16 protein-coding genes are annotated in these 22,667 nt (G+C 49.7%); 10 read left to right on the top strand and 6 right to left on the bottom strand.

Going from position 1 to position 22,667, the window contains the following annotated elements:
- Nucleotides 1–10 precede the first annotated feature (10 nt).
- A complete protein-coding gene (grpE, locus tag DBY97_RS10710; protein ID WP_070735055.1) occupies nucleotides 11–571 on the bottom strand; it encodes a nucleotide exchange factor GrpE in 561 nt (186 codons plus the stop codon).
- Between the two features lie 150 nt (nucleotides 572–721).
- On the opposite strand from grpE, the gene cysE reads away from it, so the two are divergent.
- Both cysE and DBY97_RS10700 read left to right on the top strand, forming a co-directional pair.
- Nucleotides 722–1,540 carry a serine O-acetyltransferase gene (gene cysE, locus DBY97_RS10705; protein WP_004520667.1) on the top strand — a complete coding sequence of 273 codons (819 nt, stop codon included), beginning with the start codon at nucleotides 722–724 and terminating at the stop codon, nucleotides 1,538–1,540.
- 268 nt (nucleotides 1,541–1,808) lie between these two features.
- On the top strand, nucleotides 1,809–2,222 hold the full coding sequence (locus DBY97_RS10700; RefSeq protein ID WP_049331062.1) for a hypothetical protein: 414 nt from the start codon (nucleotides 1,809–1,811) through the stop codon (nucleotides 2,220–2,222).
- A gap of 273 nt (nucleotides 2,223–2,495) precedes the next feature.
- On the opposite strand, the gene DBY97_RS10690 is transcribed toward DBY97_RS10700, so the two are convergent.
- The gene (locus DBY97_RS10690; RefSeq protein ID WP_107858323.1) at nucleotides 2,496–3,086 is read right to left on the bottom strand and encodes a tyrosine-protein phosphatase; all 591 of its coding nucleotides are present in this window, start codon (nucleotides 3,084–3,086) and stop codon (nucleotides 2,496–2,498) included.
- 124 nt (nucleotides 3,087–3,210) lie between these two features.
- On the opposite strand from DBY97_RS10690, the gene mnmC reads away from it, so the two are divergent.
- Complete coding sequence (gene mnmC / locus DBY97_RS10685) at nucleotides 3,211–4,821, top strand: FAD-dependent 5-carboxymethylaminomethyl-2-thiouridine(34) oxidoreductase MnmC (RefSeq protein WP_107858322.1); 1,611 nt, start codon at nucleotides 3,211–3,213, stop codon at nucleotides 4,819–4,821.
- Nucleotides 4,822–4,898: 77 nt separating this feature from the next.
- On the opposite strand, the gene DBY97_RS10680 is transcribed toward mnmC, so the two are convergent.
- Both DBY97_RS10680 and DBY97_RS10675 read right to left on the bottom strand, forming a co-directional pair.
- On the bottom strand, nucleotides 4,899–7,271 hold the full coding sequence (locus DBY97_RS10680) for a TonB-dependent hemoglobin/transferrin/lactoferrin family receptor (RefSeq protein WP_107858321.1): 2,373 nt from the start codon (nucleotides 7,269–7,271) through the stop codon (nucleotides 4,899–4,901).
- A 175-nt stretch (nucleotides 7,272–7,446) separates the two neighbouring features.
- Nucleotides 7,447–8,070, bottom strand: coding sequence for a biliverdin-producing heme oxygenase (locus DBY97_RS10675; RefSeq protein WP_107858320.1), 624 nt, complete (start codon nucleotides 8,068–8,070; stop codon nucleotides 7,447–7,449).
- A 415-nt stretch (nucleotides 8,071–8,485) separates the two neighbouring features.
- Here DBY97_RS10675 and DBY97_RS10670 point away from each other — a divergent pair, with 415 nt between their 5' ends.
- Genes DBY97_RS10670 through DBY97_RS10660 form a run of 3 tightly spaced genes read left to right on the top strand, consistent with a single transcriptional unit; the run spans nucleotide 8,486 to nucleotide 11,972 of the window.
- Nucleotides 8,486–9,796, top strand: a complete 1,311-nt coding sequence (locus DBY97_RS10670) for a paraquat-inducible protein A (RefSeq protein ID WP_107858319.1) — start codon at nucleotides 8,486–8,488, stop codon at nucleotides 9,794–9,796.
- Entirely contained in the window at nucleotides 9,793–11,454 is a 1,662-nt protein-coding gene (gene pqiB / locus DBY97_RS10665; RefSeq protein ID WP_107858318.1) for an intermembrane transport protein PqiB, read from the top strand. Before DBY97_RS10670 ends, pqiB begins: the two co-directional genes overlap by 4 nt.
- Nucleotides 11,454–11,972, top strand: coding sequence for a PqiC family protein (locus DBY97_RS10660; protein WP_107858317.1), 519 nt, complete (start codon nucleotides 11,454–11,456; stop codon nucleotides 11,970–11,972). The genes pqiB and DBY97_RS10660 overlap by 1 nt, the downstream gene beginning before the upstream one ends.
- Before the next feature lie 57 nt (nucleotides 11,973–12,029).
- Here DBY97_RS10660 and DBY97_RS10655 read toward each other — a convergent pair whose 3' ends face one another.
- Nucleotides 12,030–12,740 carry a GrxB family glutaredoxin gene (locus DBY97_RS10655; RefSeq protein ID WP_107858316.1) on the bottom strand — a complete coding sequence of 237 codons (711 nt, stop codon included), beginning with the start codon at nucleotides 12,738–12,740 and terminating at the stop codon, nucleotides 12,030–12,032.
- A gap of 88 nt (nucleotides 12,741–12,828) precedes the next feature.
- Here DBY97_RS10655 and DBY97_RS10650 point away from each other — a divergent pair, with 88 nt between their 5' ends.
- From DBY97_RS10650 to putA, 4 genes are all read left to right on the top strand, one after another.
- Nucleotides 12,829–15,042 (top strand): RelA/SpoT family protein, encoded by a 2,214-nt coding sequence (locus DBY97_RS10650; RefSeq protein WP_107858315.1) that lies wholly within the window; start codon nucleotides 12,829–12,831, stop codon nucleotides 15,040–15,042.
- A gap of 198 nt (nucleotides 15,043–15,240) precedes the next feature.
- Entirely contained in the window at nucleotides 15,241–16,035 is a 795-nt protein-coding gene (locus tag DBY97_RS10640; protein WP_107858313.1) for a formate/nitrite transporter family protein, read from the top strand.
- A gap of 452 nt (nucleotides 16,036–16,487) precedes the next feature.
- A complete protein-coding gene (gene putP / locus DBY97_RS10635) occupies nucleotides 16,488–18,014 on the top strand; it encodes a sodium/proline symporter PutP (protein WP_107858312.1) in 1,527 nt (508 codons plus the stop codon).
- Between the two features lie 223 nt (nucleotides 18,015–18,237).
- A complete protein-coding gene (gene putA, locus DBY97_RS10630; protein ID WP_107858311.1) occupies nucleotides 18,238–21,843 on the top strand; it encodes a bifunctional proline dehydrogenase/L-glutamate gamma-semialdehyde dehydrogenase PutA in 3,606 nt (1,201 codons plus the stop codon).
- Nucleotides 21,844–21,900: 57 nt separating this feature from the next.
- Here putA and nth read toward each other — a convergent pair whose 3' ends face one another.
- Complete coding sequence (gene nth / locus DBY97_RS10625; protein ID WP_003685196.1) at nucleotides 21,901–22,530, bottom strand: endonuclease III; 630 nt, start codon at nucleotides 22,528–22,530, stop codon at nucleotides 21,901–21,903.
- Nucleotides 22,531–22,667: the final 137 nt, after the last annotated feature.

The raw sequence follows: 22,667 nt of genomic DNA, 5'->3' as shown, positions 1-22,667 counted from the left end.
AGCGGTGCCTTCAATCTTCTTTTTTCGCCACGACAACCATCGCAGGACGCAGCACGCGGTCAGATAATGTGTAGCCTTTTTTCATTACGCTGACGATGGTGTTCGGCTCTTGCTCGCTGACGACTGCCTGCATCGCTTGATGTTGGTGCGGATCGAGTTTGTCACCCGGCTGTGGGTTGATTTCTTTAATGTGTGTGGCATCAAATGCTTTTTGCAGCTCGTTCAAAGTCATTTGCACGCCCATTTTCAGGGCATCGAAATTGCCGCTTTGGTCCAGCAGTGCCATTTCGAGATAATCTTTAACCGGCAACATTTCTGCTGCAAATTTTTGTCCGGCGAATTTATGGGTATCGGCGATTTCCTGCTGATGGCGGCGGCGCAGGTTTTGCTCGTTTGCCAGACCGCGCAATTCGCTGTCTTTGAGCTGGCCTTCCAACTCGGCGACACGCGCCTGAAGTTCTTCGTAAGTCGGTTCGGCTTGTTCGGTTTCAACGGTTTCGGCAGTTTCTACGGCTGCCGCTTCTTCTGCTTCGTGTTGATGTTGTTCGTTATGCTCCGTCATTTCTGACATCCTTTTAGCGTGTTGATATTTGATGTTTCATATATAAGGCCGTCTGAAAAAACTTCAAGCATTTGAACGTCGATTATCAAATGCCTTGTTAAAAGACGTTGGGAAACGGTAAGATAGCCATCTGATTTTATTCTTCAGACGGCCTCGAATATGAAAAAAGACCATTTGAATTCAACCGATTTTAATCTGTGGCATACCATCCGCGAAGAAACCGAAGCTGCCGCCGCGGCAGAACCGATGCTGGCAAGCTTCCTGCATCAAACCGTGTTGCGCCACGATTCGCTCGATTCGGTACTTGCCTACCATCTTTCCAGCAAGCTCGGCAGTCCGATTATGGACGTGCGCGCGCTGTTTGAAATTTATCAGCAGGCTTTGAGCGTGGACACCCGTATCAGCAAATGTGTCGAGGCCGACTTAAAAGCCATTTACGAGCGCGACCCGGCTTGTGATGAATATTCGCTGCCGCTGTTGTATTTCAAAGGTTTCCACGCCGTACAGGCACACCGCATCAACCACTGGCTCTATCAAAACGGCCGTAAAACGCTGGCGTATTTCCTGCAAAACCGCATGTCGGAAGTCTTCGGTGTTGACATTCACCCTGCCGCCCGTTTCGGTCACGGTTTGATGCTCGACCATGCCACCGGTTTTGTCGCCGGTGAAACCGCCGTCTTGGGCAACAACATTTCCATCCTCCACGGCGTAACGCTGGGCGGTTCGGGCAAAGAAAGCGGCGACCGTCACCCGAAAATCGGCAATGGCGTGATGATTGGTGCGAACGCTTCGATTCTGGGCAACATCCGCATCGGCGAAAATGCCAAAATCGGCGCAGGCAGCGTGGTGGTTGCCGACGTACCGTCTTCGATTACCGTTGTCGGCGTACCGGCCAAACCGGTCGGCCGCTCTTCCAAAACTCCGTCTGCCGATATGGATCAAAGCATTCAATTATCGACTACGGATTTTGTGATTTAAACCGTCTGTCATTAAAAAGGCCGTCTGAAAAAACAAATCTTTCAGACGGCCTTTTAATTGGTTTAAAAATTCATGGAAATGATGAAGTGGTAATCTGATTTTATAGAGAAAAATAATTCTTTGCTGGGAGAAGATAAAGAAAATGGAAGAAATTCTCGTATTGAAGGGGTTTTACGAACAGGCAAAGGCATATGTTTTGAGATACTATGTCCATAAAACTAGTTGCTCAATAAAAGTGGTATAAATAAGGTAAAAAGGCGGTTTGATTATGATAGATTATTTTTTGATTGGGATAAAATCGATGATGAAAAGCTCGGTTTTGACTTTTGCTATTTACTTTGTGTCCTTCCTTCTTTTACTGATTCTATGGCGCCGTTATATCATTGTGCGTCAAAGTGGTGGAAACTTTTTTGCCCCATTTCATATTGCTAAGGGAAGATTTTATATCCATAATGCTTATGTTTTTAGAAAGCGAATTATACCACTGAATAATATTAAAAAGATTGAGGTCCATTTTATTCCAAGTGTTAAATTGAATGGAGCTAGATATTTTTTGAGTATCCAACAAAAGAACGGAAAAGCTCTGGCCTTTTTCTTTGGCCAATCAAAAGAGAATGATAAGCTTGTCAGAAATCTAAAAAATGAAACGAAAAACTATCATATCAAAGTCATCATTCACTGACAATTCCAAATATTGGAGAGGGATAAAGATGGATAGGCTACAAATAATCAGAAATAATCAGCATTTAAAAAGATTACTTTTAGATGAGTGTGATATTTACTTTTATGATCACATTAGAGAGGTGCAGTTTTCTAACAACGATGAGGAATATTCTCTAGCTTGTCAGGCCTTTGCCCAGGACGGTAGTGGGGGAGAAATTGGCTTTATAGGGAGTGAAGGCCAAGTTGGTCGGGATGAAAACAGGCTTGAACTTCTATGTTTTGAATCTTGGCATCAACCGCGTTTGCGCAAGGCTTCCAAATGCGTTTTAACCTGCTTGACTTTCTCTTCGGTAAACAGCTTGGCAATGTTTTTCCAAATGCTGTGATAACCGTAAGGCCCATGTTGCATTTCGGCTTTTGCCTCTTCTACCGGCCAGCCTTGATAGATGATGCGGTACATTCCGGCAATCAAACCGGTACGGTCCGCGCCGTGATAACAATGGATAAGCACTGCGCCGTTTTGCTGTTGTTTTTCAATCAGGTATAGGATTTCCGCAATCTCTTTCGGCTTAATGCTCCATGACAGCAACGGACGGTTTAACAAGGTCAAACCATACGCCTTCAAATGGTCGTCATCGTTTCGGTCGAAAAAGCGCAGGTTGATCACGCTTTGAATGCCCAGCTTGACAATGGCTTCGCCATCTTCGGCAACGGGCTGCTCGCTGCGGTAAAGCTTGTCATCGATGCGATAAAGGTTGGCATCGTGTTTAATGGGTGTTGCCCACCGTTCGGACTGAAAGGCTTTGCCGCCGTTATCCGGCGGCGCGGATAAACAGGCAACGGGCAAGCCGGAAACGAGAAGGCACAATAAAAGACGGCGCATAAAATTCCTGTATGAAAATCAATGAGAAAACAAATATCGAAAGATTTTATCAAAACCCGTCCGGATATTCTATCCGCGCAAACCGCGTTACAATAAAGCCTCTTTTTTCAGACGGCCTTTCATCATGACCTGCCTTGCTTGGAACACCACACCCGCCCTTGCCGACCTTTGCCGCGCCATCGAACAACATACCACGCCGCTTTATTTGATTGTCTGCCTGCCTGAAAACCATATTCCCGATTTTCCATTATCGAATCAGCCATCCGAGCTTGAAGGCCGTCTGAACAACCGCCTCGTTCAAGCCATGAAATGTCTTCAGTTCAACAGCGTCAATGTTTTAGAAAACCTATTGCCTGATGTACATTTCTGGCTGGTTCCGCCACACCGCGCCGACCGCTTACACGAACATTTCCCTCATATCGAATGGCAAACCGAAGCCATACCTCAATCCACCCCAACTCCCCTAAAACCTTGGTTCAGACGGCCTGAACATCAAGCCGCACCCGAACACGTCCTGATTATCGGCGCAGGCATCGCCGGCGCAGCGACCGCACGCAAACTGGCGGAACACGGCGTACGCGTTACCGTTTTAGAGGCCGGAAAAGCAGCGCAGGCAGGCAGCGGCAACCGCCAAGGCTTGCTCTACGCCAAAATCTCACCACACGATACCGAACAAACCGAGCTGCTGCTGACAGGCTACGGCTACACGCGCCGATTGCTGGAAGACTTGCTGCCCGATTCCGACGTATGGGGCGGAGACGGCGTATTGCATTTAAATTTTGACGACAGTGAACGCAAACGCAATCAAGCCTTGGGTTTGCAACACCAGCATAAACACCTTTACCGCAGCGTATCTGCCGAAGAAGCTGCACACATTGCAGGCATAAACGTATTTTCAGACGGCCTTTACTGGCCGCAAGGCGTATGGCTGAATCCGCCCGCCGTCGTGCATACCTTATTGAATCATCCGCTGATTGAGTTGCACGAACACTCGCCGCTGACCGCCGTATCGCATAACGGCACACAATGGACGGCACACACGCCAAACGCACATTTCAATGCCAGCCATATCGTTTACTGTATGGGCGCACACAGCCCGAATGCCGCCGACACCAACGTCTCCGCTCTGCCTTTCCGCCAAATCCGCGGCCAAACCGGCGTTGTGTCCGCCAGCCCGTTTTCACAAAAGCTGCATTGCGCCATTTCCGGCGAAAGCTACATCAGCCCGAGCTGGCAAGGCCGCCACTGCTACGGCGCGACATTTGTCCTCAACAGCAACGATGAAACTTGGTATCCGCACGAAGAAGCCGACAACCGCGCCGCCTTGCACCAGCTTAATCCGCCATTAGCACAATCCCTATTTTCAGACGGCCTGCAAACTCCCCCGCTCCAATCCACACAAGGCCATGCCGCCCTGCGTTGCGACAGCCTCGACCACTTGCCCGTTGTCGGCGCACTCGGCGACATCGCCGCCATGCAGTCCGCCTACGCCAAGCTGGCATTGGACAAAAACTACCGCCTCGACAATATCCCCTGCCCTTACCTGCCCAATGCCTACATCAATACGGCACACGGCACACGCGGCCTGGCGACAGCCCCTATCTGCGCCGCCGCCATTGCAGCCGAAATACTCGGCTTGCCCCATCCGCTATCGCAAAGGCTGAGAACCGCGCTACACCCCAACCGCGCCATCATCCGCGCGATTGTTCGGCAGCAGCCGTTGTTATCCGTTTAAAGATTTCGTTTTAAATAAAAAAGGCCGTCTGAAAGTCATCAAAACTTTCAGACGGCCTTTAGCTATCCGTTAACTGCTTAGAATTTCCATTCCAGCGATACAGCGTAATTGCGGCCGGGGGCGCGGTAACGATCTAAACCTCTTCCATCTTTTTCTACTGCGTTGGTAGTACTGTAACTATACAGGCCGCGCAGGGAGTCCCAAGTGGTGTATTTGCGGTTGAACATATTGTACACGCCTGCACGCAAAGTCAGGTTTTTAGCCGGTTTATAGAAACCGTACATATCGAACACATAAGCCGATTTGTTCAGCCACGGGTAATCTTTTACCTTTTTCTGCAAAGGCGTACCCCAGCCGTTGTCTTCATAAACGGTATATTGTGCGTCTTTGGCCTTTTTCGCTCCCAGATAGGTCAGGCGGGAGAACACGCCCCATTTTTCGCTCGGGCTCTCGTAATCGACACCGGCAATCACTTTCAGAGGCTGAGTGGACAGCAGGCTGTTGTCGCCCGACAGTTTGCTTTTCGCGTAGCCCAGCGAGCCGAACAGCTTCCAGCCTTTAGGTACGAAAGAGACTACTTTGTCCAGATTCAGACGGCCTGTCAGCTCAAGACCCCGGATTCGGGCCTTGTCAATGTTTTGCATCTGCCAATCCAGTTTTTCGGAATAAGGATTGCTACAAATACCATAGTAGTAATTCATCTGAGTACAGCCGACATCGCCACTGGTGGTCAGCTTCTGCTCTTCAGACAGGAAGTTGCGGTAATTGCTTTGATACAGGTTGGCATCCAAAGTACCTTTTTCGCTGCGGCCTTGCAGAGAAAGGGTATGGGTGGTGCTGCGCTCGGCTTTCAGGTTCGGATTAGGCAACCAGTTACCTGAGCGGTGTTTGTAAGTGAAATACACTTCAGACGCATTCGGCACGCGGAAACCGGAAGTTACATCGTAACCCAAACGCCATGTTTGGCTCAGCTGCGCCGCCAAGCCGACAAATCCGCTCCAGCCTTTATAAGTGTTGGCTGCAGGTGGTGTTTTGTCGCAGGCATTACAGTTGGCATTCAATTCCTGAGGCGTCATCTTAGTGTGGTCGTAACGGATGCCCGCACGGCTGCTAAACACGTCGTTCCATTGGATTTGATCAGACAGCGAGAAACCGTAGTTGGTGGTTTTCACCGGATGCTGGATGGTGCTGGCTGTTCGGACGATGCGGCCGCTGAAGAAATAATCGTCGCGGTTTAAATTTTCAAAATCACGGCGGCTGGCGAAAGTTTTAAACGACAAGCGATGTTGGCCGCCCAGTTGCAACGGTTGGCTGTCCATACGCAATGTAATGCGTTTGAAGGTTGTATCCATGCTGCGGTTGTAGATTTCGTCCAAATCCTTCTGATTGTAGTTGCGCGTCCAGGTAGAATAATCCATCGGGAACGAGCCTTTGTTGTTAACCGCCGCTACTTTGGTTTTCTGATAATCGAAGTCCGCTTTCAACAACGACAACCAATTCGAATCGGGCGTCCACTCGTAAAACAGGTTGGCATTGCGCCGTCTGTTTACGTCATCGGCTTCGCGCCAAGAAGAAGCGGTCAAGTTATAAGACTCTTCGATCGTGTAATTGTGGCCCTGCTGACCGTTGAGAGATGCGCCGATACGATGGTTGTCGTTGATTTGATAAGCAATCTTACCCAAGAAGCTGTGGTATTTGTGTTGGGACGGATCAGGAATACCGCGAGCAGAACCACGGATATTCGCTCCGCTGCCGGCACCCTCTACCGGATAACCACGCTCGCCCGCGCTTTCAGTCTCATGACCGCGGCGTTGCGAATACAGCAAAGCGGCATCCACGCGGTCGTTGTTCAAACCGAACCCAAGTGTATTTGTCCATTCGCGGTTGCGGCTGCTGTAACCGTTTTTCATCATCACACCGAACTGACGCTCAGGCAACAGCAAATCATGACCTTGCAGGGTTTGGTAATTCACGCCGCCACCCAATGCACCGCTACCGGTATTGAAAGAGTCTGCGCCCTTCACGATTTCGATGTTGCGCACGAGTTCGGGATCGATAGACAGACGCGAGCTATTGAAGTTGCCATAACGGGCATACAGCGAGTTTTCTTCGGAATCAGGCAGGTTTACGCCGTCAATGCTGACGCCGACACGGTTGCCTTCCACGCCGCGTACGGCAAAGCCTTTTTGATGGCGGCCACTGTCGCTCAAGCCAACGTCGGTGGAATAACGTACCAAGTCTTTGTTGTCACGTACCATTTCTTGTTGGATACGGCCAAGGTTGACACGTTCCACGGCTGCAGGCGCATTGCGCTGACCTTTAACGCGGACTTCTTTTATTTCTGCTTTAACGGGTGTGGTTTCAGTTGCAGCTTCATCTGCTGCTAATACTGGATTGCCAAAAATACTGCCGACTAGCGCGGCAATAGGGAGCATTTGTAATGGTTTCATATTATCAACTCAAGATGTAATGGATTGTTCATCCATCAGTTAATGCATAAAAAATTTCTGATAATCATTAATGATTAATAAGACAGCAACCCATTCAAACAAAACTTTGTTGTGTAATTAAAGGCCCCTGCAAACATCTACGCCGAGACCTTGTCTGTTTGATTTAATTATTTTTTTAGAGTCTGTGCGGCGTCATACCTTCAGGCGCTTCCGCACCTTCCGGCAGACCGAAGGTTTCGCGCAGAATCACTTTATAGAATTCAAAAGCTTCGCGCGCGCCTTGAATGGCTTCCGCCTCGGCTTCGGGAGTCAAGTTCAAAGCGTTCAGATGCTCGACAAAAGCACGCCAGTGTTTGCCGCGGCCGTTCGGATGAGGAGCCAGGTGGCGTGCGCCGAATTCGCCGTTGTATTCGAGTTTTTGAGCGTGTTTGAACAAGAATGCCGCTCCTAAATTAGAACCTTCGGCGCAATACAGCCAGCCGATGGCTTTATTGCCGGTTTCGTGTGGCAATTCTTTGTCAAATTGGTAAGGCTCTTCACCCAAGTCTTTCAAGTCTTGAGTCACGGCATCGTAACGCGCCATGTATTCAAGTTCGGGAATAGCTTTGTTCAATTCGGCATCTTTATAGATGTGGTCGACAGCCTTGTGGAAAACAGATTGAAGTTTCAAGAATTTGATGTAGTTTTCTTTGCTGGAAAAAGGCTGAACGGACATAACCAAGTTATCAACGCTGTCGTGCGTTGTCGTGGTTTGCTCTTTCAAGCGTTTGGCGAAAGTCAGCTCTTGGGTTTCACTCATGATGTTTCCTTCGAATTAAGAGACTAATAGTTTCAGATGGTTTCAGACGGCCTTTATGGTTAAAAATACCGTCTAATTTGAAAAGAATCGTTTTAAAAACAAAGAAGATAATTTTTAGCCTGCTTCAGGTTCGTTGACCGCGTACCTTCCACAAATATACAAGGATTATCGTGTTTCCAAATATTGAGAATATATCTTATTTTTATCCTAATGGCAATAAACCATACTAAGACCTATTAATAAAATTTAACAGCCCATAGCAATAATCTTCCAAAGTCTTTTCAAACTTTTCAGACGGCCTAAACCTTATTAAACAGCCGCCATTCAATCAAATATCAACCTAAATTTGGGCTATCCTTCTGTTTTCCTTTATAATGCGACACTCTTTGCACCTTCTTTATCCCCCTACCGAACCATGAAACGGATTCCTGCCTACCATCGCTGGTGGCGCTACAAGTCTTATCTTCCTGATGCGACGCTGCCTGCACATACGGTGGAATGCCCGGATTGCGGCTGCCGTATGGATATTCCGCGCCTGCGTCAGGGGCAGGAAGCACATTGTCCGGTGTGCAACCATGAAATTGTGGAGGTGGAAAACAATCCGTATATCGCGCCGATCGCCTATGCGCTGACAACCTTGATTCTGATGGCGTTCGCGTACAATATGGTGTATATCCGCGTCGATTTGTTCGGCGTGACATCGATTTTATCGTTGCCGCAAATGATGCGACTTTTGATTTCGCTGGATTACGGTTTTCTGGCGGAAGTGATGTTTGTCCTCACCTTTGGCGCGCCTTTACTGTTTTTACTGCTCTGCCTGTATGTTTATACGGCTTTGATACGCGAAAAGGCCTACCCTGCGCTGCGCTTTGCGACGCGTGTATTGGTTCGGCTGCGTCATTGGATTATGGTGGATGTGTTTTTCATTTCCACTTTGGTGGCGTATATCAAGCTCTCGTCCGTTGCCACAGTGGAATTCGGCTCAGCGTTTTATCTGATGTTTCCGTTGTCGGTCATGCTGATTCGGACTTCGGTATCGATTCCGCAGCATTGGGTTTATTATAAGATTCACCGTTTAACCGGCGGCCATGCGGTTCAGACGGCCACTGAAGACAAAATCTGTTGCAGCCGCTGCCTGTATTTCCGCAATAAAGACGAGCAGCCTTGCGGCGTATGCGGCGCAGACTTATACCGCCGCCGCCCGAAAAGCCTGAGTATTTCGCTGGCGTTTTTAGTTGCGGCGTTTATCCTGTATTTCCCTGCCAACATCCTGCCGATTATGATTTCGTCCAATCCGACGGCTTTGGAGATCAATACGATTTTCAACGGTATTGTGTATATGTGGAACGACGGCGACAGGTTGATTGCGGTAATTATTTTCAGCGCCAGTATTATGGTGCCGGTATTGAAGATTATTGCGATGGCAGTTTTGATTTATTCCGCATACTTCAAACCCGTGATGAGCGCGGACAAAATGTCGGTTTTGTATCGGATTACCGAATCCATCGGCCGCTGGTCGATGATTGATATTTTTGTGATTATTATTTTGATGAGTTCGTTCCACACCAATATGGCGCGCGTCGTGCCGGGTGGCGCGGCGATTTACTTCTGCCTGGTCGTTATTTTGACCATGCTTTCGGCCTATTATTTCGATCCCCGTCTGATTTGGGACAAGCAACAGCAGCTTTCAGACGGCCTTGATTCTGACCAGACCTTAACACAATGAAAAAACACGATTCTTCACCCAATTACCACGCCCCGGCGCGTGTCAAGAAAACCAATGTCTTCACTTCTATCGTGTGGCTGATTCCGCTGATTGCGCTGATTGCCGGCGGCTGGCTTTTGATTAAAGACATCCGCAACCGCGGCCCTGTCGTTACGCTGTTGATGGACAGCGCCGAAGGCATCGAAGTCAACAACACCGTTATTAAGGTGTTGAACGTCGATGTCGGACACGTTACCCGCATCAAATTGCGCGACGACCAAAAAGGCGTGGAAGTTACTGCCCAGCTCAGCGCCGACGCCAAAGACCTTATCCGCAGTGATACCCAATTTTGGGTGGTCAAACCGCGTATCGACCAAAGCGGCGTTACCGGCTTGGGAACCTTGCTTTCCGGCTCATATATTGCATTTACACCGGGCAAAAGCCAAGAAACCAAAGATGTATTTGTCGTCCAAGACATTCCGCCGATTGCCGCCATCGGTCAAAGCGGCCTGCGCCTGAATTTGATCGGCAAAAACGACCGTATCCTCAACGTCAGCAGCCCTGTTTTGTATGAAAACTTTATGGTCGGCCAAGTAGAAAGCGCGCATTTCGACCCGTCCGACCAAAGTGTGCATTACACCATCTTCATCCAAAGCCCCAACGACAAACTGATTAATTCCGCCAGCCGTTTTTGGCTGGAAAGCGGCATTAATATCGAAACCACAGGCAGCGGTGTCAAACTCAATTCCGCCCCTCTGCCTGCCCTGCTGTCCGGCGCGATTTCCTTTGACTCTCCTAAAACAAGCGACAGCAAAAACGTCAAGAGCGAAGACAGCTTCACGCTTTATGACAGCCGCAGCGAAGTGGCCAATCTGCCTGACGACCGCTCGCTGTATTACACTGCATTCTTCAAACAATCCGTACGCGGCCTGACTGCCGGTTCGCCTGTCGAATACAAAGGCCTGAATGTCGGCGTGGTTTCCGATGTCCCTTATTTCGACCGCAACGACAGCCTGCATTTGTTTGAAAACGGTTGGATTCCCGTACGCATCCGCATCGAGCCTTCCCGTTTGGAAATCAATGCCGACGAACAAAGCAAAGAACATTGGAAACAACAATTTCAGACGGCCTTAAACAAAGGCCTGACTGCCACCATCTCCAGCAACAACCTGCTGACCGGCAGCAAAATGATTGAGTTAAACGATCAGCCTTCCGCCTCGCCTAAGCTGCGACCGCATACCGTTTATGCAGGCGATACCGTTATCGCAACCCAAGGCGGCGGTTTAGACGATTTGCAGGCAAAAGTGGCTGACTTGTTAGACAAGTTCAACAATCTGCCATTGGATAAAACCGTTGCCAGCTTGAACGGTTCGCTTGCCGAACTCAAGTCCACACTCAAATCTGCCAATGCCGCCCTAAGCTCCATCGACAAACTGGTCGGCAAACCGCAGACTCAAAACATTCCGAACGAGTTGAACCAAACCCTGAAAGAGTTGCGTCAAACCCTGCAAGGCGTATCGCCTCAATCGCCTATCTACAGCGACGTACAAAATACGCTGCAAAGTTTGGACAAAACCTTAAAAGACGTTCAACCCGTGATTAATACTTTGAAAGAAAAACCCAACGCGCTGATTTTCAACAGCAGCAGCAAAGACCCTATCCCGAAAGGAAGCCGATAATGCGCCTCTTCCCGATTGCCGCCGCCCTGACGCTTGCCGCCTGCGGCACTGCTCAAAGCACACAATATTTCGTCCTACCCGACAGCCAGTACATCCGACCTGCTGCGTATGGCAACGAGATCGCGGTCAAAGTCAACCTTGCCGAACCGCTTGCCAACGGCGGCCTCGTTTACCAAACCGATGCCTATCATGTGAATCTGGCGAAAAACCACCTTTGGGCGGCACCGCTCGATGGCGCATTGGCGGCAAACCTCAGCAACAAGCTCAACCGCCTCAATCCGCATCGCACCTTCGTGCCTGCTTCACGCAGCCAAAGCAGCCAAACCTTGAAAGTCTATATCGAAGCCTTCCAAGGCAGCTATCAGGGGCAGACCACCATCAGCGGATATGCACAATGGTCGGACGGACGCAGCAAACCGTTTAACGCCGTCACGCCGCAACAAGGTGACGGCTATACCGCCATGCTCGAATCGCTGGAAAACGGTTTGTCACAGGTTGCCGATACGATTGCTTATTAAACAAAAGGCCGTCTGAAAAAACTTTCAGACAGCCTTTTTTTATGTTTCAAACATTCATTACAACGCGCGGTCAAAATACAAAGCCACGCCGGAACGCTCGCTCATCGCTAACAAATAATCCATCAATTTTTGCGGCCATTGAATACCGCGCACAACGGTCAGGTTGCGCAAAATAGGGAACGTCAAGATATCTTCCAAACTGATTTCACCGCCCAAGCCCTCGCCTTCGCACACCAGCGCTTCCAGTTCTGCCAAATCTTGATGCAGACGCTCTAGATATTGCGTCGTTTTGTTCAGATTAGTCTCAAAATTACCGATACTTTTCTCTTTTTTGTCGATAAAGTATTTTTTCGCTTCATCGGTCTCAAATTCGGGCAGGCCGATTTTGACCATGCGCGGCTGTACCAATTTGTTATTGTATTCGCCCACTTTGTCCAACCAAGCCTGAATTTCTGGGCGAACTTCTTCTTTCAGACGGCCTTGATCGATATAACGGACAATATCCAAACTCTCGCCCATAAACGAACCGTCTTCTTTTTGCAAAATCGGCACTTGTTTTGAGCCAATCATGCCAATCGGCGTAGCTTCGTCATCGTTTACCAAGACAACTTCTTCCACCGCCACATTGCGCAAGCCGAAAATCATCCGCGCACGGACGCAAAACGGGCAATGGTCGTAAATATACAGCTTCATCGAAATGCTCCTTAAAATTTCAAAACGGTTAACCATAACACCCAAGGCCGTCTGAAACAAGGCTTCCTGAAACATAGTGCAGCATTCGCATACAAATCTAGGGCTGTTGGCAATAAACTGTTACAATAGCAGCGTTTTTATCAGAAAGAAAAAAACGCACGCCATGACCACTATTCGCCAAACGCCCCAAACATCGAGCGTAACGCTGGAAGGCCTCCTCGCATGGTTCGACGGCTATGTTGCCGCGCTGCCTGATCCCGATAAAAACCTGATTCAGACGGCCTTTGACCTGTCTAAAGAACATTATCCTGCCGATGCCCTAACGACTTACGGCGAGCCATTGATGGAACATTTCCTCGGCTCGATGCAAATCGTCAGCGAACTCGACCTCTTGCCCGATGCCGTGGCCGCTACGATTTTGTCCGACATCGGCAAATACGTTCCCACTTGGCGCGAATTGGTTACCGAACGCTGCAACAGCACCGTTTGCGAGCTGGTCAAAGGTGTGGACGAAGTGCAGAAACTGACCCACTTCGCCCGCGTAGACAGCCTTGCCACGCCGGAAGAGCGCGCCCAACAGGCCGAAACCATGCGTAAAATGCTGTTGGCGATGGTTACTGACATCCGCGTCGTCCTGATCAAACTGGCCATGCGTACGCGCACCCTCCAATTTTTAAGCAACGTTCCCGACAATCCTGAAAAACGCGCCGTTGCCAAAGAAACCCTCGACATTTTTGCCCCGCTCGCCAACCGCTTGGGCGTGTGGCAACTCAAATGGCAGCTCGAAGATTTGGGCTTCCGTCATCAAGAGCCGGAAAAATACCGTGAAATCGCCCTGCTTTTGGATGAAAAACGCACCGAGCGCCTCGAATACATCGAAAACTTCCTCAATATCCTGCGTACGGAACTGAAAAAATACAATATTCATTTTGAAGTTGCCGGAAGACCGAAGCACATCTATTCCATTTACAAAAAAATGGTGAAGAAAAAGCTCACTTTCGACGGCTTGTTCGACATCCGCGCCGTACGGATTTTGGTGGACACCATTCCCGAGTGTTATACCACCTTGGGCATTGTCCACAGCCTCTGGCAGCCGATTCCGGGCGAGTTTGACGACTACATCGCCAACCCGAAAGGCAACGGCTACAAAAGTTTGCACACCGTTATCGTCGGACCGGAAGACAAAGGTGTGGAAGTCCAAATCCGCACCTTCGACATGCACCAATTCAACGAATTCGGTGTTGCCGCCCACTGGCGTTATAAAGAAGGTGGCAAGGGTGATTCCGCCTACGAACAGAAAATCGCCTGGTTGCGCCAACTCCTAGATTGGCGTGAAAACATGGCCGAAAGCGGTAAAGAAGACCTTGCCGCCGCCTTTAAAACCGAGCTGTTCAACGATACGATTTATGTTTTGACTCCGCACGGCAAAGTCCTCTCCCTGCCTACGGGCGCCACCCCCATCGACTTTGCCTATGCCCTGCACAGCAGCGTGGGCGACCGTTGTCGCGGCGCAAAAGTCGAAGGACAAATCGTACCGCTGTCAACGCCGTTGGAAAACGGACAACGCGTTGAAATCATTACCGCCAAAGAGGGAAATCCTTCCGTCAACTGGCTCTACGAAGGCTGGGTCAAATCCAACCGCGCCATCAGTAAAATCCGTGCCTACATCCGCCAGCAAAATGCGGATACCGTGCGCGAAGAAGGCCGCGCCCAGTTGGACAAACAGTTGTCAAAAATCTTCCCCAAACCCAATCTGCAAGCATTGGCGGAAAAACTCGGCTTCAAAAAAACCGATGAACTTTATACAGCCATCGGTCAGGGAGAAGTTTCCAACCGCGCCATCCACAAAGCCTGCGGCGCTCTGAATGAGCCGCCTCCTGTACCGATTGATGAAACCAATATCGTCAAACAGTCTAAAATCAAAAAAGGTGGCAAAAACGGCATTTTGATTGACGGCGAAGACGGCCTGATGACCACGCTTGCCAAATGCTGCAAACCCGCGCCGTCCGACGATATTGTGGGCTTTGTTACCCGCGACCGCGGCATTTCCGTCCACCGCTGCACCTGCCCTTCTTTCCGCCACCTTGCCGAGCAGGCTCCGGAAAAAGTGTTAAATGCAAGCTGGGCAGCCTTGCAAGAAGGACAAGTATTTGCCGTCGATGTTGAAATCCGCGCCCAAGACCGCTCCGGTTTGCTGCGCGACGTTTCGGATGCGCTGGCGCGTCATAAACTCAACGTTACCGCGGTGCAAACCCAATCGCGCGATTTGGAAGCCAGTATGCGCTTTACCCTTGAAGTCCGCCAAGTCAACGACCTGCCGCGCGTATTAGCCAGCTTGGGCGACATCAAAGGCGTTTTAAGCGTAACGCGCTTATAATTCCCATTCCCCCATCTAAAGGCCGTCTGAAAGTATTGCTTTCAGACGGCCTTTCACACATCGGCTACCAATATATAACCTACGCTTCTATCCTTACAATCAGCCGTTATTTCCTGTCCGCCATATTCTCAGGCAAACTCGCCATCCGTATGATAAAGAAAGATATTTTTATTCTTATATTAACCTTAAGGAAACTTCATGGATACACGAGACCTGTTCCCTCATGAAATTTTGCAGGACGCCATCGGCAAGAGTTGCGCCAAATCTGAATTCAGCATCAAAATGTTGGTGATTTTGAGTTTCTTAGGCGGCGGTTATGTCGGCTTCGGCTATCTTGCCTGCCTGCGCGTCATCAGCGGCATTCCTACCGAATGGAACGGTCTGGCCGCCCTGTTGGGCGCATCCGTGTTCCCTATCGCACTGATTTGTATCTTAATCGGCGGCGGCGAGTTGGCAACAGGCAATATGATGATTATGGCTTTGGGCAGATTGACCGGCCGCGTCAGCACCCACAAATTGGTGCGCAACTGGCTGATTGTCAGCTTGGGCAATCTGGCAGGCGCCGTTGCCATGGCCTATTTTCTCGGCCACTACGTCGGCCTTGCCGAAGGGCCGGCCACAGCGAAAACCATTGCCATTGCCGAAGCTAAAGTCAATATGGACTTCGGCCGCGCATTCGTTTCTGCCATCGCATGTAACTGGATGGTGTGTATGGGCATCTGGTTTTACTTCGGCGCACGCCATACTTCAGGACGAATCTTAGCCATGTGGTTCCCTGTTATGATCTTCGTATTAATCGGCTTTCAACACTTTGTTGCCAATATGTTCATCATTCCGGCCGGCATTTGGGCGGGCGCAAACGTCAGCTGGGGTCAATTTTTCTACAACATGATTCCCGTTTTCTTAGGCAACGTTCTGGGCGGGTCATCCTTTGTCGCAGCCTCTTATCTCTTTGCTTACAAACACTTACTAAAAGACGATTTTTCTATTTAATGTAGTCTTTTTTTCTAAAAACCCCGTATCTACCCGACACAGATACGGGGGTTCTACACAGGGCCGTCTGAAAGTCCAAGTCGTTTAATTACTTTTTCTCTTTAATCCCCAAAAAACATCAGGAAAGATAGTTTCACACACTTTCCTTCGTCATCATCAGTAAAAATTTATATATTTTTATGTTTTTAAATGACTTAGCCAAAAGGCGGCATCAATTTCGAATAAAGGCTGAGTTCTTCGCTTTGCAAAAGCGACTTTTTGCGGTATGCTGGTTTAAATTATTTACAATTTAATGCATTAAGATTTCGTATTTTATTGTATTTGAAAATAATTTATCCTGTCTCTCTCGCAAAAAACAGGATTTTTAAGCTGTATTTTTATTAGAAAAAAGTTTGGGTATGAATTGCTTGCAATTTCAAACCCGTTTTAAAAGTTAGATGAGGAATAAGTACATGAATCCCATGTATATCACTTTCGCGATCTATTTGGTCGCCGTATTACTGATCGGCCTCGCCGCCTATTTTTCAACACGAAACTTCGACGACTACATTCTCGGCGGCCGCAGCTTAGGTCCGTTCGTGACCGCGATGTCTGCCGGTGCTTCCGATATGTCAGGTTGGCTTTTGATGGGCTTGCCAGGTGCCATTTACCTGAGCGGTTTGAATGAAGCTTGGATTGCCATTGGTCTGATTGTGGGTGCATACCTCAACTGGCTCTTGGTTGCAGGCCGTCTGCGCGTGCATACCGAATACGCCAACAACGCACTGACGCTTCCTGATTACTTCTTCCACCGCTTCGGTGCCGGCGGTCACTTGATGAAAGTGGTTTCTGCACTGATTATCTTGTTCTTCTTCACTATTTACTGTGCTTCAGGCATCGTGGCCGGTGCTACCCTGTTCCAAAGCCTGTTCCATGGTATGTCTTACACTCAAGCCATGTGGCTGGGTGCCGGTGCGACCATCGCCTACACTTTCTTGGGCGGTTTCTTGGCCGTAAGCTGGACAGATACCCTGCAAGCTTCTTTGATGATTTTTGCATTGGTACTGACTCCTGTAATGGTGTACTTGGGTTTGGGCGGCGCAGATCAAATGAATGCTGCCATCCAACAAGTTGCCGCTTCTACCGGTAAAGAATACGGCAGCCTGTTTGCCGGTACTACTTTCATCGGCATTATCTCTACCGCTGCTTGGGGCTTGGGCTATTTCGGCCAACCACACATTTTGGCCCGTTTCATGGCTGCTGAAAGCGCTAAATCTCTGGTTTCAGCACGCCGCATCGGTATGACTTGGATGATTCTGTGTATGGCCGGTGCCGTAGCTGTCGGCTACTTCGGTATCGCTTACTTCGGTGCCAATCCTGCCCACGTTGATGAAATGAACGGCAACCACGAACGTATCTTTATCGCTTTGGCCACCCTGCTCTTCAACCCTTGGATTGCCGGTATCATCTTGAGCGCGATTCTCGCCGCCGTAATGTCCACCCTGTCTTGCCAATTGTTGGTTTGCTCCAGCGCGATTACCGAAGACTTCTACAAAGGCTTCCTGCGTAAAAAAGCACAACAAGCCGAGTTGGTATGGATTGGCCGTCTGATGGTTTTGGCGATTGCCGTGATTTCCATCCTGATTGCTTCTGATCCTAACAGCAAAGTATTGGGCTTGGTGGCTTATGCATGGGCCGGCTTTGGTGCCGCATTCGGTCCGGTTGTTATCCTGTCTGTACTGTGGAAACGCATTACTGCCTACGGCGCACTCTCCGGCATGATTGCTGGTGCGCTGACTGTGGTTGTTTGGGCTGAGTGGATCAAAAAACCTGCTTTGACCGCACAAGAAACAGGCTTCTCTACCGTATATGAAATCGTTCCAGGCTTTATCGCTTGTACCCTCGTAATTGTTTTGGTCTCTCTGATCGACAAAAAACCTTCACGCGAATTGCAAGAACGTTTCGAAAAAGCAGACGCGGAATACCGCGCCTCTAAATAAGACGTTTTCAGACGGCCTGCATGATTCCGTGCAGGCCGTCTTTACGAAATAAACTGTTTCAAAATAATCTGAGCCTTATCAGAAAAAACAGCAATTTATGCGGATGCATCTTGTATCCGCATCATAATTTTATTACGATATTACTATCCTTCAGAATGCTTGTTTTAGCAGTCTTAATTCAGGCCGTCTGAAATCATGAAAAAACCTTTGGAGAACATAAATAATGTTTAACTTCGCTTTTCCAACACAAACTCCTCTGCGTCAAGCTGTAACTGATGCCTACCGCCGCGACGAAATCGAGGCCGTTCAGGATATGTTGCAACGTGCACAGATGACCGACGAAGAGCGCAATGCCGCCTCCGAGCTTGCCCGTCGTTTGGTTACTCAAGTCCGCTCCAGCCGCACCAAAGCAAGCGGCGTAGATGCCTTGATGCACGAATTCTCTCTCTCCAGTGAAGAAGGTGTTGCACTGATGTGTCTGGCCGAAGCCCTGCTGCGTATTCCGGACAATGCAACCCGCGACCGCCTGATTGCCGACAAAATCTCCGAAGGCAACTGGAAAAGCCACTTGAACAACAGCCCTTCTCTCTTCGTTAACGCGGCTGCATGGGGTCTGTTGATTACCGGCAAACTGACCGCGACAAACGACAAACAGATGAGTTCCGCATTGAGCCGTCTGATCAGCAAAGGCGGCGCCCCTCTGATCCGTCAAGGTGTGAACTACGCCATGCGCCTGCTGGGCAAACAATTCGTAACCGGTCAAACCATTGAAGAAGCGCTGCAAAACGGTAAAGAGCGTGAGAAAATGGGTTACCGCTTCTCTTTCGATATGTTGGGTGAAGCCGCATACACCGAAGAGGATGCCAACCGCTACTACAACGACTACGTTCAAGCCATTCACGCCATCGGTAAAGATGCCGCAGGCCAAGGTGTTTACGAAGGCAACGGTATCTCCGTCAAACTTTCCGCCATCCACCCACGCTACTCACGCGCCCAACACGAACGCGTTATGAGCGAACTGTTGCCACGCCTGAAAGAATTGTTCCTTTTGGGTAAAAAATACGATATCGGTATCAACATCGACGCCGAAGAAGCCAACCGTCTCGAATTGTCTTTGGACTTGATGGAAGCTTTGGTTTCCGACCCTGACTTGGCCGGCTACAAAGGTATCGGTTTCGTTGTTCAGGCCTACCAAAAACGTTGCCCGTTCGTTATCGACTATCTGATTGACCTGGCTCGCCGCAACAACCAAAAACTGATGATCCGTTTGGTTAAAGGCGCATACTGGGACAGCGAAGTGAAATGGGCTCAAGTAGACGGCATGGAAGGCTATCCGACTTACACCCGTAAAGTCCACACCGACATCTCCTACCTCGCCTGCGCACGCAAACTTTTGGATGCGCAAGATGCCGTGTTCCCACAATTTGCCACCCACAACGCCTACACTTTGGGCGCAATCTACCAAATGGGTAAAGGCAAAGACTTCGAACACCAATGTCTGCACGGCATGGGTGAAACCCTGTACGACCAAGTGGTCGGCCCGCAAAACTTAGGTCGCCGTGTACGCGTGTATGCTCCGGTCGGCACACACGAAACCCTGCTTGCCTACTTGGTACGCCGCCTGTTGGAAAACGGTGCGAACTCTTCTTTCGTGAACCAAATCGTTGACGAAAACATCAGCATCGACCGCCTGATTAAGAGCCCGTTCGACACCATCGCCGAACAAGGCATCCACCTGCATCCGGCATTGCCTCTGCCGCGCGATTTGTATGGCAAAGGCCGTCTGAACTCCCAAGGCGTCGATTTCAGCAACGAAAACGTATTGCAAAATCTGCAAGAAAAACTCAACCAAGCTTCTTCCGAAGACTTCCACGCCGCGTCTATCGTCAATGGCGAAGCGCGTAACGTGGGCGAAGCGCAACCCGTCCGCAACCCTGCAGACCACAACGATGTTGTCGGCACTGTCAGCTTTGCCGATGCGGCATTGGCTCAAGAAGCTATTGGTGCAGCCGTTGCCGCCCTGCCAGAGTGGAGCGCCAAACCTGCTTCAGAACGCGCCGACAGCCTGCGCCGTTTTGCCGACCTGTTGGAACAACATACGCCTGCATTGATGATGCTGGCCGTCCGTGAAGCCGGTAAAACTTTGAACAACGCCGTTGCTGAAGTACGCGAAGCCGTTGACTTCTGCCGCTACTATGCCAACGAAGCTGAAAACACCCTGCCTAAAGATGCCAAAGCTGTCGGCGCAATCGTTGCCATCAGCCCATGGAACTTCCCATTGGCCATCTTTACCGGCGAAGTGGTTTCTGCATTGGCAGCCGGTAACACTGTTATCGCCAAACCTGCCGAACAAACCAGCCTGATTGCTACTTACGCCGTTTCCTTGATGCATCAAGCCGGTATTCCGACTTCTGCGCTGCAACTCGTACTCGGCGCAGGCGATGTCGGCTCTGCCCTGACCGGCGATGCCCGCATCGGCGGCGTGATCTTTACCGGTTCTACCGAAGTAGCGCGCCTGATCAACAAAGCCCTGTCCAAACGCGACGACAGCCCTGTCCTAATTGCCGAGACCGGCGGTCAAAACGCGATGATCGTGGACTCTACCGCCCTGCCGGAACAAGTCTGCCTCGACGTATTGAACTCTGCCTTCGACAGCGCGGGCCAACGTTGTTCCGCCCTGCGTATCTTGTGTGTTCAAGAAGATGTTGCCGATAAAATGATCAACATCATCAAAGGCGCAATGGACGAGCTGGTTGTCGGCAAACCGACCCAACTGACCACAGACATCGGTCCTGTCATCGATGCTGAAGCCCAACAAAACCTGTTGGCCCACATCAACAAAATGAAAGGCGTAGCAAAGGCTTACCACGAAATCAAAACTGCCGCCGACGTTGATGACAACAACTCTACCTTCGTTCGTCCAATTCTGTTTGAATTGAACAACCTGAACGAGTTGCAACGCGAAGTGTTCGGTCCTGTACTGCACGTTGTCCGCTACCGCGCCAGCGAATTGGATCAACTCATCGACCAAATCAACGCCAAAGGCTATGCTCTGACCAGCGGTGTACACAGCCGTATCGAAGGCACTGTCGACCATATCCGCGACCGCATCGAAGCCGGTAACATCTACGTTAACCGCAACATCGTTGGTGCTGTTGTCGGCGTACAACCTTTCGGCGGTCACGGCTTGTCCGGTACCGGTCCAAAAGCAGGCGGTTCATTCTATCTGCAACGCCTGGTTCGTACTCCTGAATGGGTTGCCCCAACCCTCAGCCGCATCGGCCAAGCAGACGAAGACGCACTCAAACGTTTGGAAACCCTGGTTCACAAACTGCCGTTTAACGCAGAAGAGAAAAAAGCCGCGGCCGCAGCTTTGGGTCACGCACGCGTCCGTACCCTGCGCAAAGCCGAAACCGTATTGGTCGGCCCGACCGGCGAACGCAACTCATTGAGCTGGCGCTCTCCAAAACGTGTTTGGGTGCATGGCGGCAATCTGCTGCAAGCCTTCTCTGCCCTGACCGAGCTGGCAGCCGCAGGCATTCAAACCGTTGTTGAGCCAAACAGCCCACTGGCTTCCTACTCAGCCGATTTGGACGGTTTGTTGCAAGTCAACAGCAAACCTGAAAATGCAGGCATCAGCCATGTTGCCGCCATCGAGCCTTTGAGCAGCGAGCGCAAACAAGAGTTGGCCGGCCGCGACGGTGCGCTCATCCGCATCCTGCCTTCTGAACAAGGTCTGGATATCCTGCAAGTATTTGAAGAAATCTCTTGCAGTATCAATACTACCGCTGCCGGTGGTAACGCCAGCCTGATGGCAGTTGCCGACTAATCGTAGCCAAATCAAAGGCCGTCTGAAATTCAGACGGCCTTTTTTATGTTTTTTTATTTACATTTTTGCCGGATATTCGCACAAATCATTAATCAAACATTTGCTGCATTGCGGTTTCAAAGCCTTACATGTATAGCGGCCGTGCAAAATCAACCAATGATGGGCATCCATCAAAAATTCTTTGGGAATAAAGCGCATCAGCTTGTCTTCAACTTCGCGCACATCCTTGCCCGGAGCAATTTTGGTACGGTTAGAAACACGGAAAATATGGGTATCGACCGCCATAACAGGTTGCCCGAATGCAGTATTCAACACCACATTGGCGGTTTTACGGCCAACGCCGGGCAAAGATTCCAAAGCCTCTCGGTCGGCAGGTACTTCGCCGTTGTATTTCTCCAGCAAAATACGGCAAGTCTGCATGATGTGTTTGGATTTGGTTTTGTAGAGGCCTATGGTTTTGGTGTATTCCATCACGCCGTCCAGCCCCAAATCCAACATAGCTTGCGGCGTATTGGCAACGGGAAAGAGTTTGGCAGTCGCCTTGTTCACGCCGACATCAGTCGCTTGTGCAGACAATAAAACGGCAATCAGCAGCTCAAACGGCGAGCTGAAATTCAACTCGGTAGTCGGATGAGGATTGGCAGCGCGGAAACGCTCGAAAATTTCTTGGCGGATTTGTTTGTTCATTGTTTAGATTATTTTTTTATTGGCGCAGCAATTATAGTGAAATCATGTTGATACGGCTACTTCAAGTAAAACAAGGTCGTCTGAAATTGTTTTCAGACGGCCTTGTTTTATAAAAGCATTGCTATTTTAAATGCTGT

The sequence above is a fragment of the Neisseria subflava genome, from assembly GCF_003044645.1.
GTDB classification, from domain to species: domain Bacteria; phylum Pseudomonadota; class Gammaproteobacteria; order Burkholderiales; family Neisseriaceae; genus Neisseria; species Neisseria subflava_B.
Note: the sequence above shows the minus strand (reverse complement) of the source record. Positions and strands in the feature narration are given on the sequence as shown.

Coding starts and splice junctions, on each gene's coding strand:
- DBY97_RS10675 (WP_107858320.1), bottom strand. CDS start 8,070: ATGAGTGAAACCCAAGAGCTGACTTTCGCCAAACGCTTGAAAGAGCAA.
- grpE (WP_070735055.1), bottom strand. CDS start 571: ATGTCAGAAATGACGGAGCATAACGAACAACATCAACACGAAGCAGAA.
- putP (WP_107858312.1), top strand. CDS start 16,488: ATGAATCCCATGTATATCACTTTCGCGATCTATTTGGTCGCCGTATTA.
- mnmC (WP_107858322.1), top strand. CDS start 3,211: ATGACCTGCCTTGCTTGGAACACCACACCCGCCCTTGCCGACCTTTGC.
- DBY97_RS10640 (WP_107858313.1), top strand. CDS start 15,241: ATGGATACACGAGACCTGTTCCCTCATGAAATTTTGCAGGACGCCATC.
- DBY97_RS10690 (WP_107858323.1), bottom strand. CDS start 3,086: ATGCGCCGTCTTTTATTGTGCCTTCTCGTTTCCGGCTTGCCCGTTGCC.
- putA (WP_107858311.1), top strand. CDS start 18,238: ATGTTTAACTTCGCTTTTCCAACACAAACTCCTCTGCGTCAAGCTGTA.
- nth (WP_003685196.1), bottom strand. CDS start 22,530: ATGAACAAACAAATCCGCCAAGAAATTTTCGAGCGTTTCCGCGCTGCC.
- DBY97_RS10700 (WP_049331062.1), top strand. CDS start 1,809: ATGATAGATTATTTTTTGATTGGGATAAAATCGATGATGAAAAGCTCG.
- pqiB (WP_107858318.1), top strand. CDS start 9,793: ATGAAAAAACACGATTCTTCACCCAATTACCACGCCCCGGCGCGTGTC.
- DBY97_RS10680 (WP_107858321.1), bottom strand. CDS start 7,271: ATGAAACCATTACAAATGCTCCCTATTGCCGCGCTAGTCGGCAGTATT.
- DBY97_RS10650 (WP_107858315.1), top strand. CDS start 12,829: ATGACCACTATTCGCCAAACGCCCCAAACATCGAGCGTAACGCTGGAA.
- DBY97_RS10660 (WP_107858317.1), top strand. CDS start 11,454: ATGCGCCTCTTCCCGATTGCCGCCGCCCTGACGCTTGCCGCCTGCGGC.
- DBY97_RS10670 (WP_107858319.1), top strand. CDS start 8,486: ATGAAACGGATTCCTGCCTACCATCGCTGGTGGCGCTACAAGTCTTAT.
- cysE (WP_004520667.1), top strand. CDS start 722: ATGAAAAAAGACCATTTGAATTCAACCGATTTTAATCTGTGGCATACC.
- DBY97_RS10655 (WP_107858316.1), bottom strand. CDS start 12,740: ATGTTTCAGGAAGCCTTGTTTCAGACGGCCTTGGGTGTTATGGTTAAC.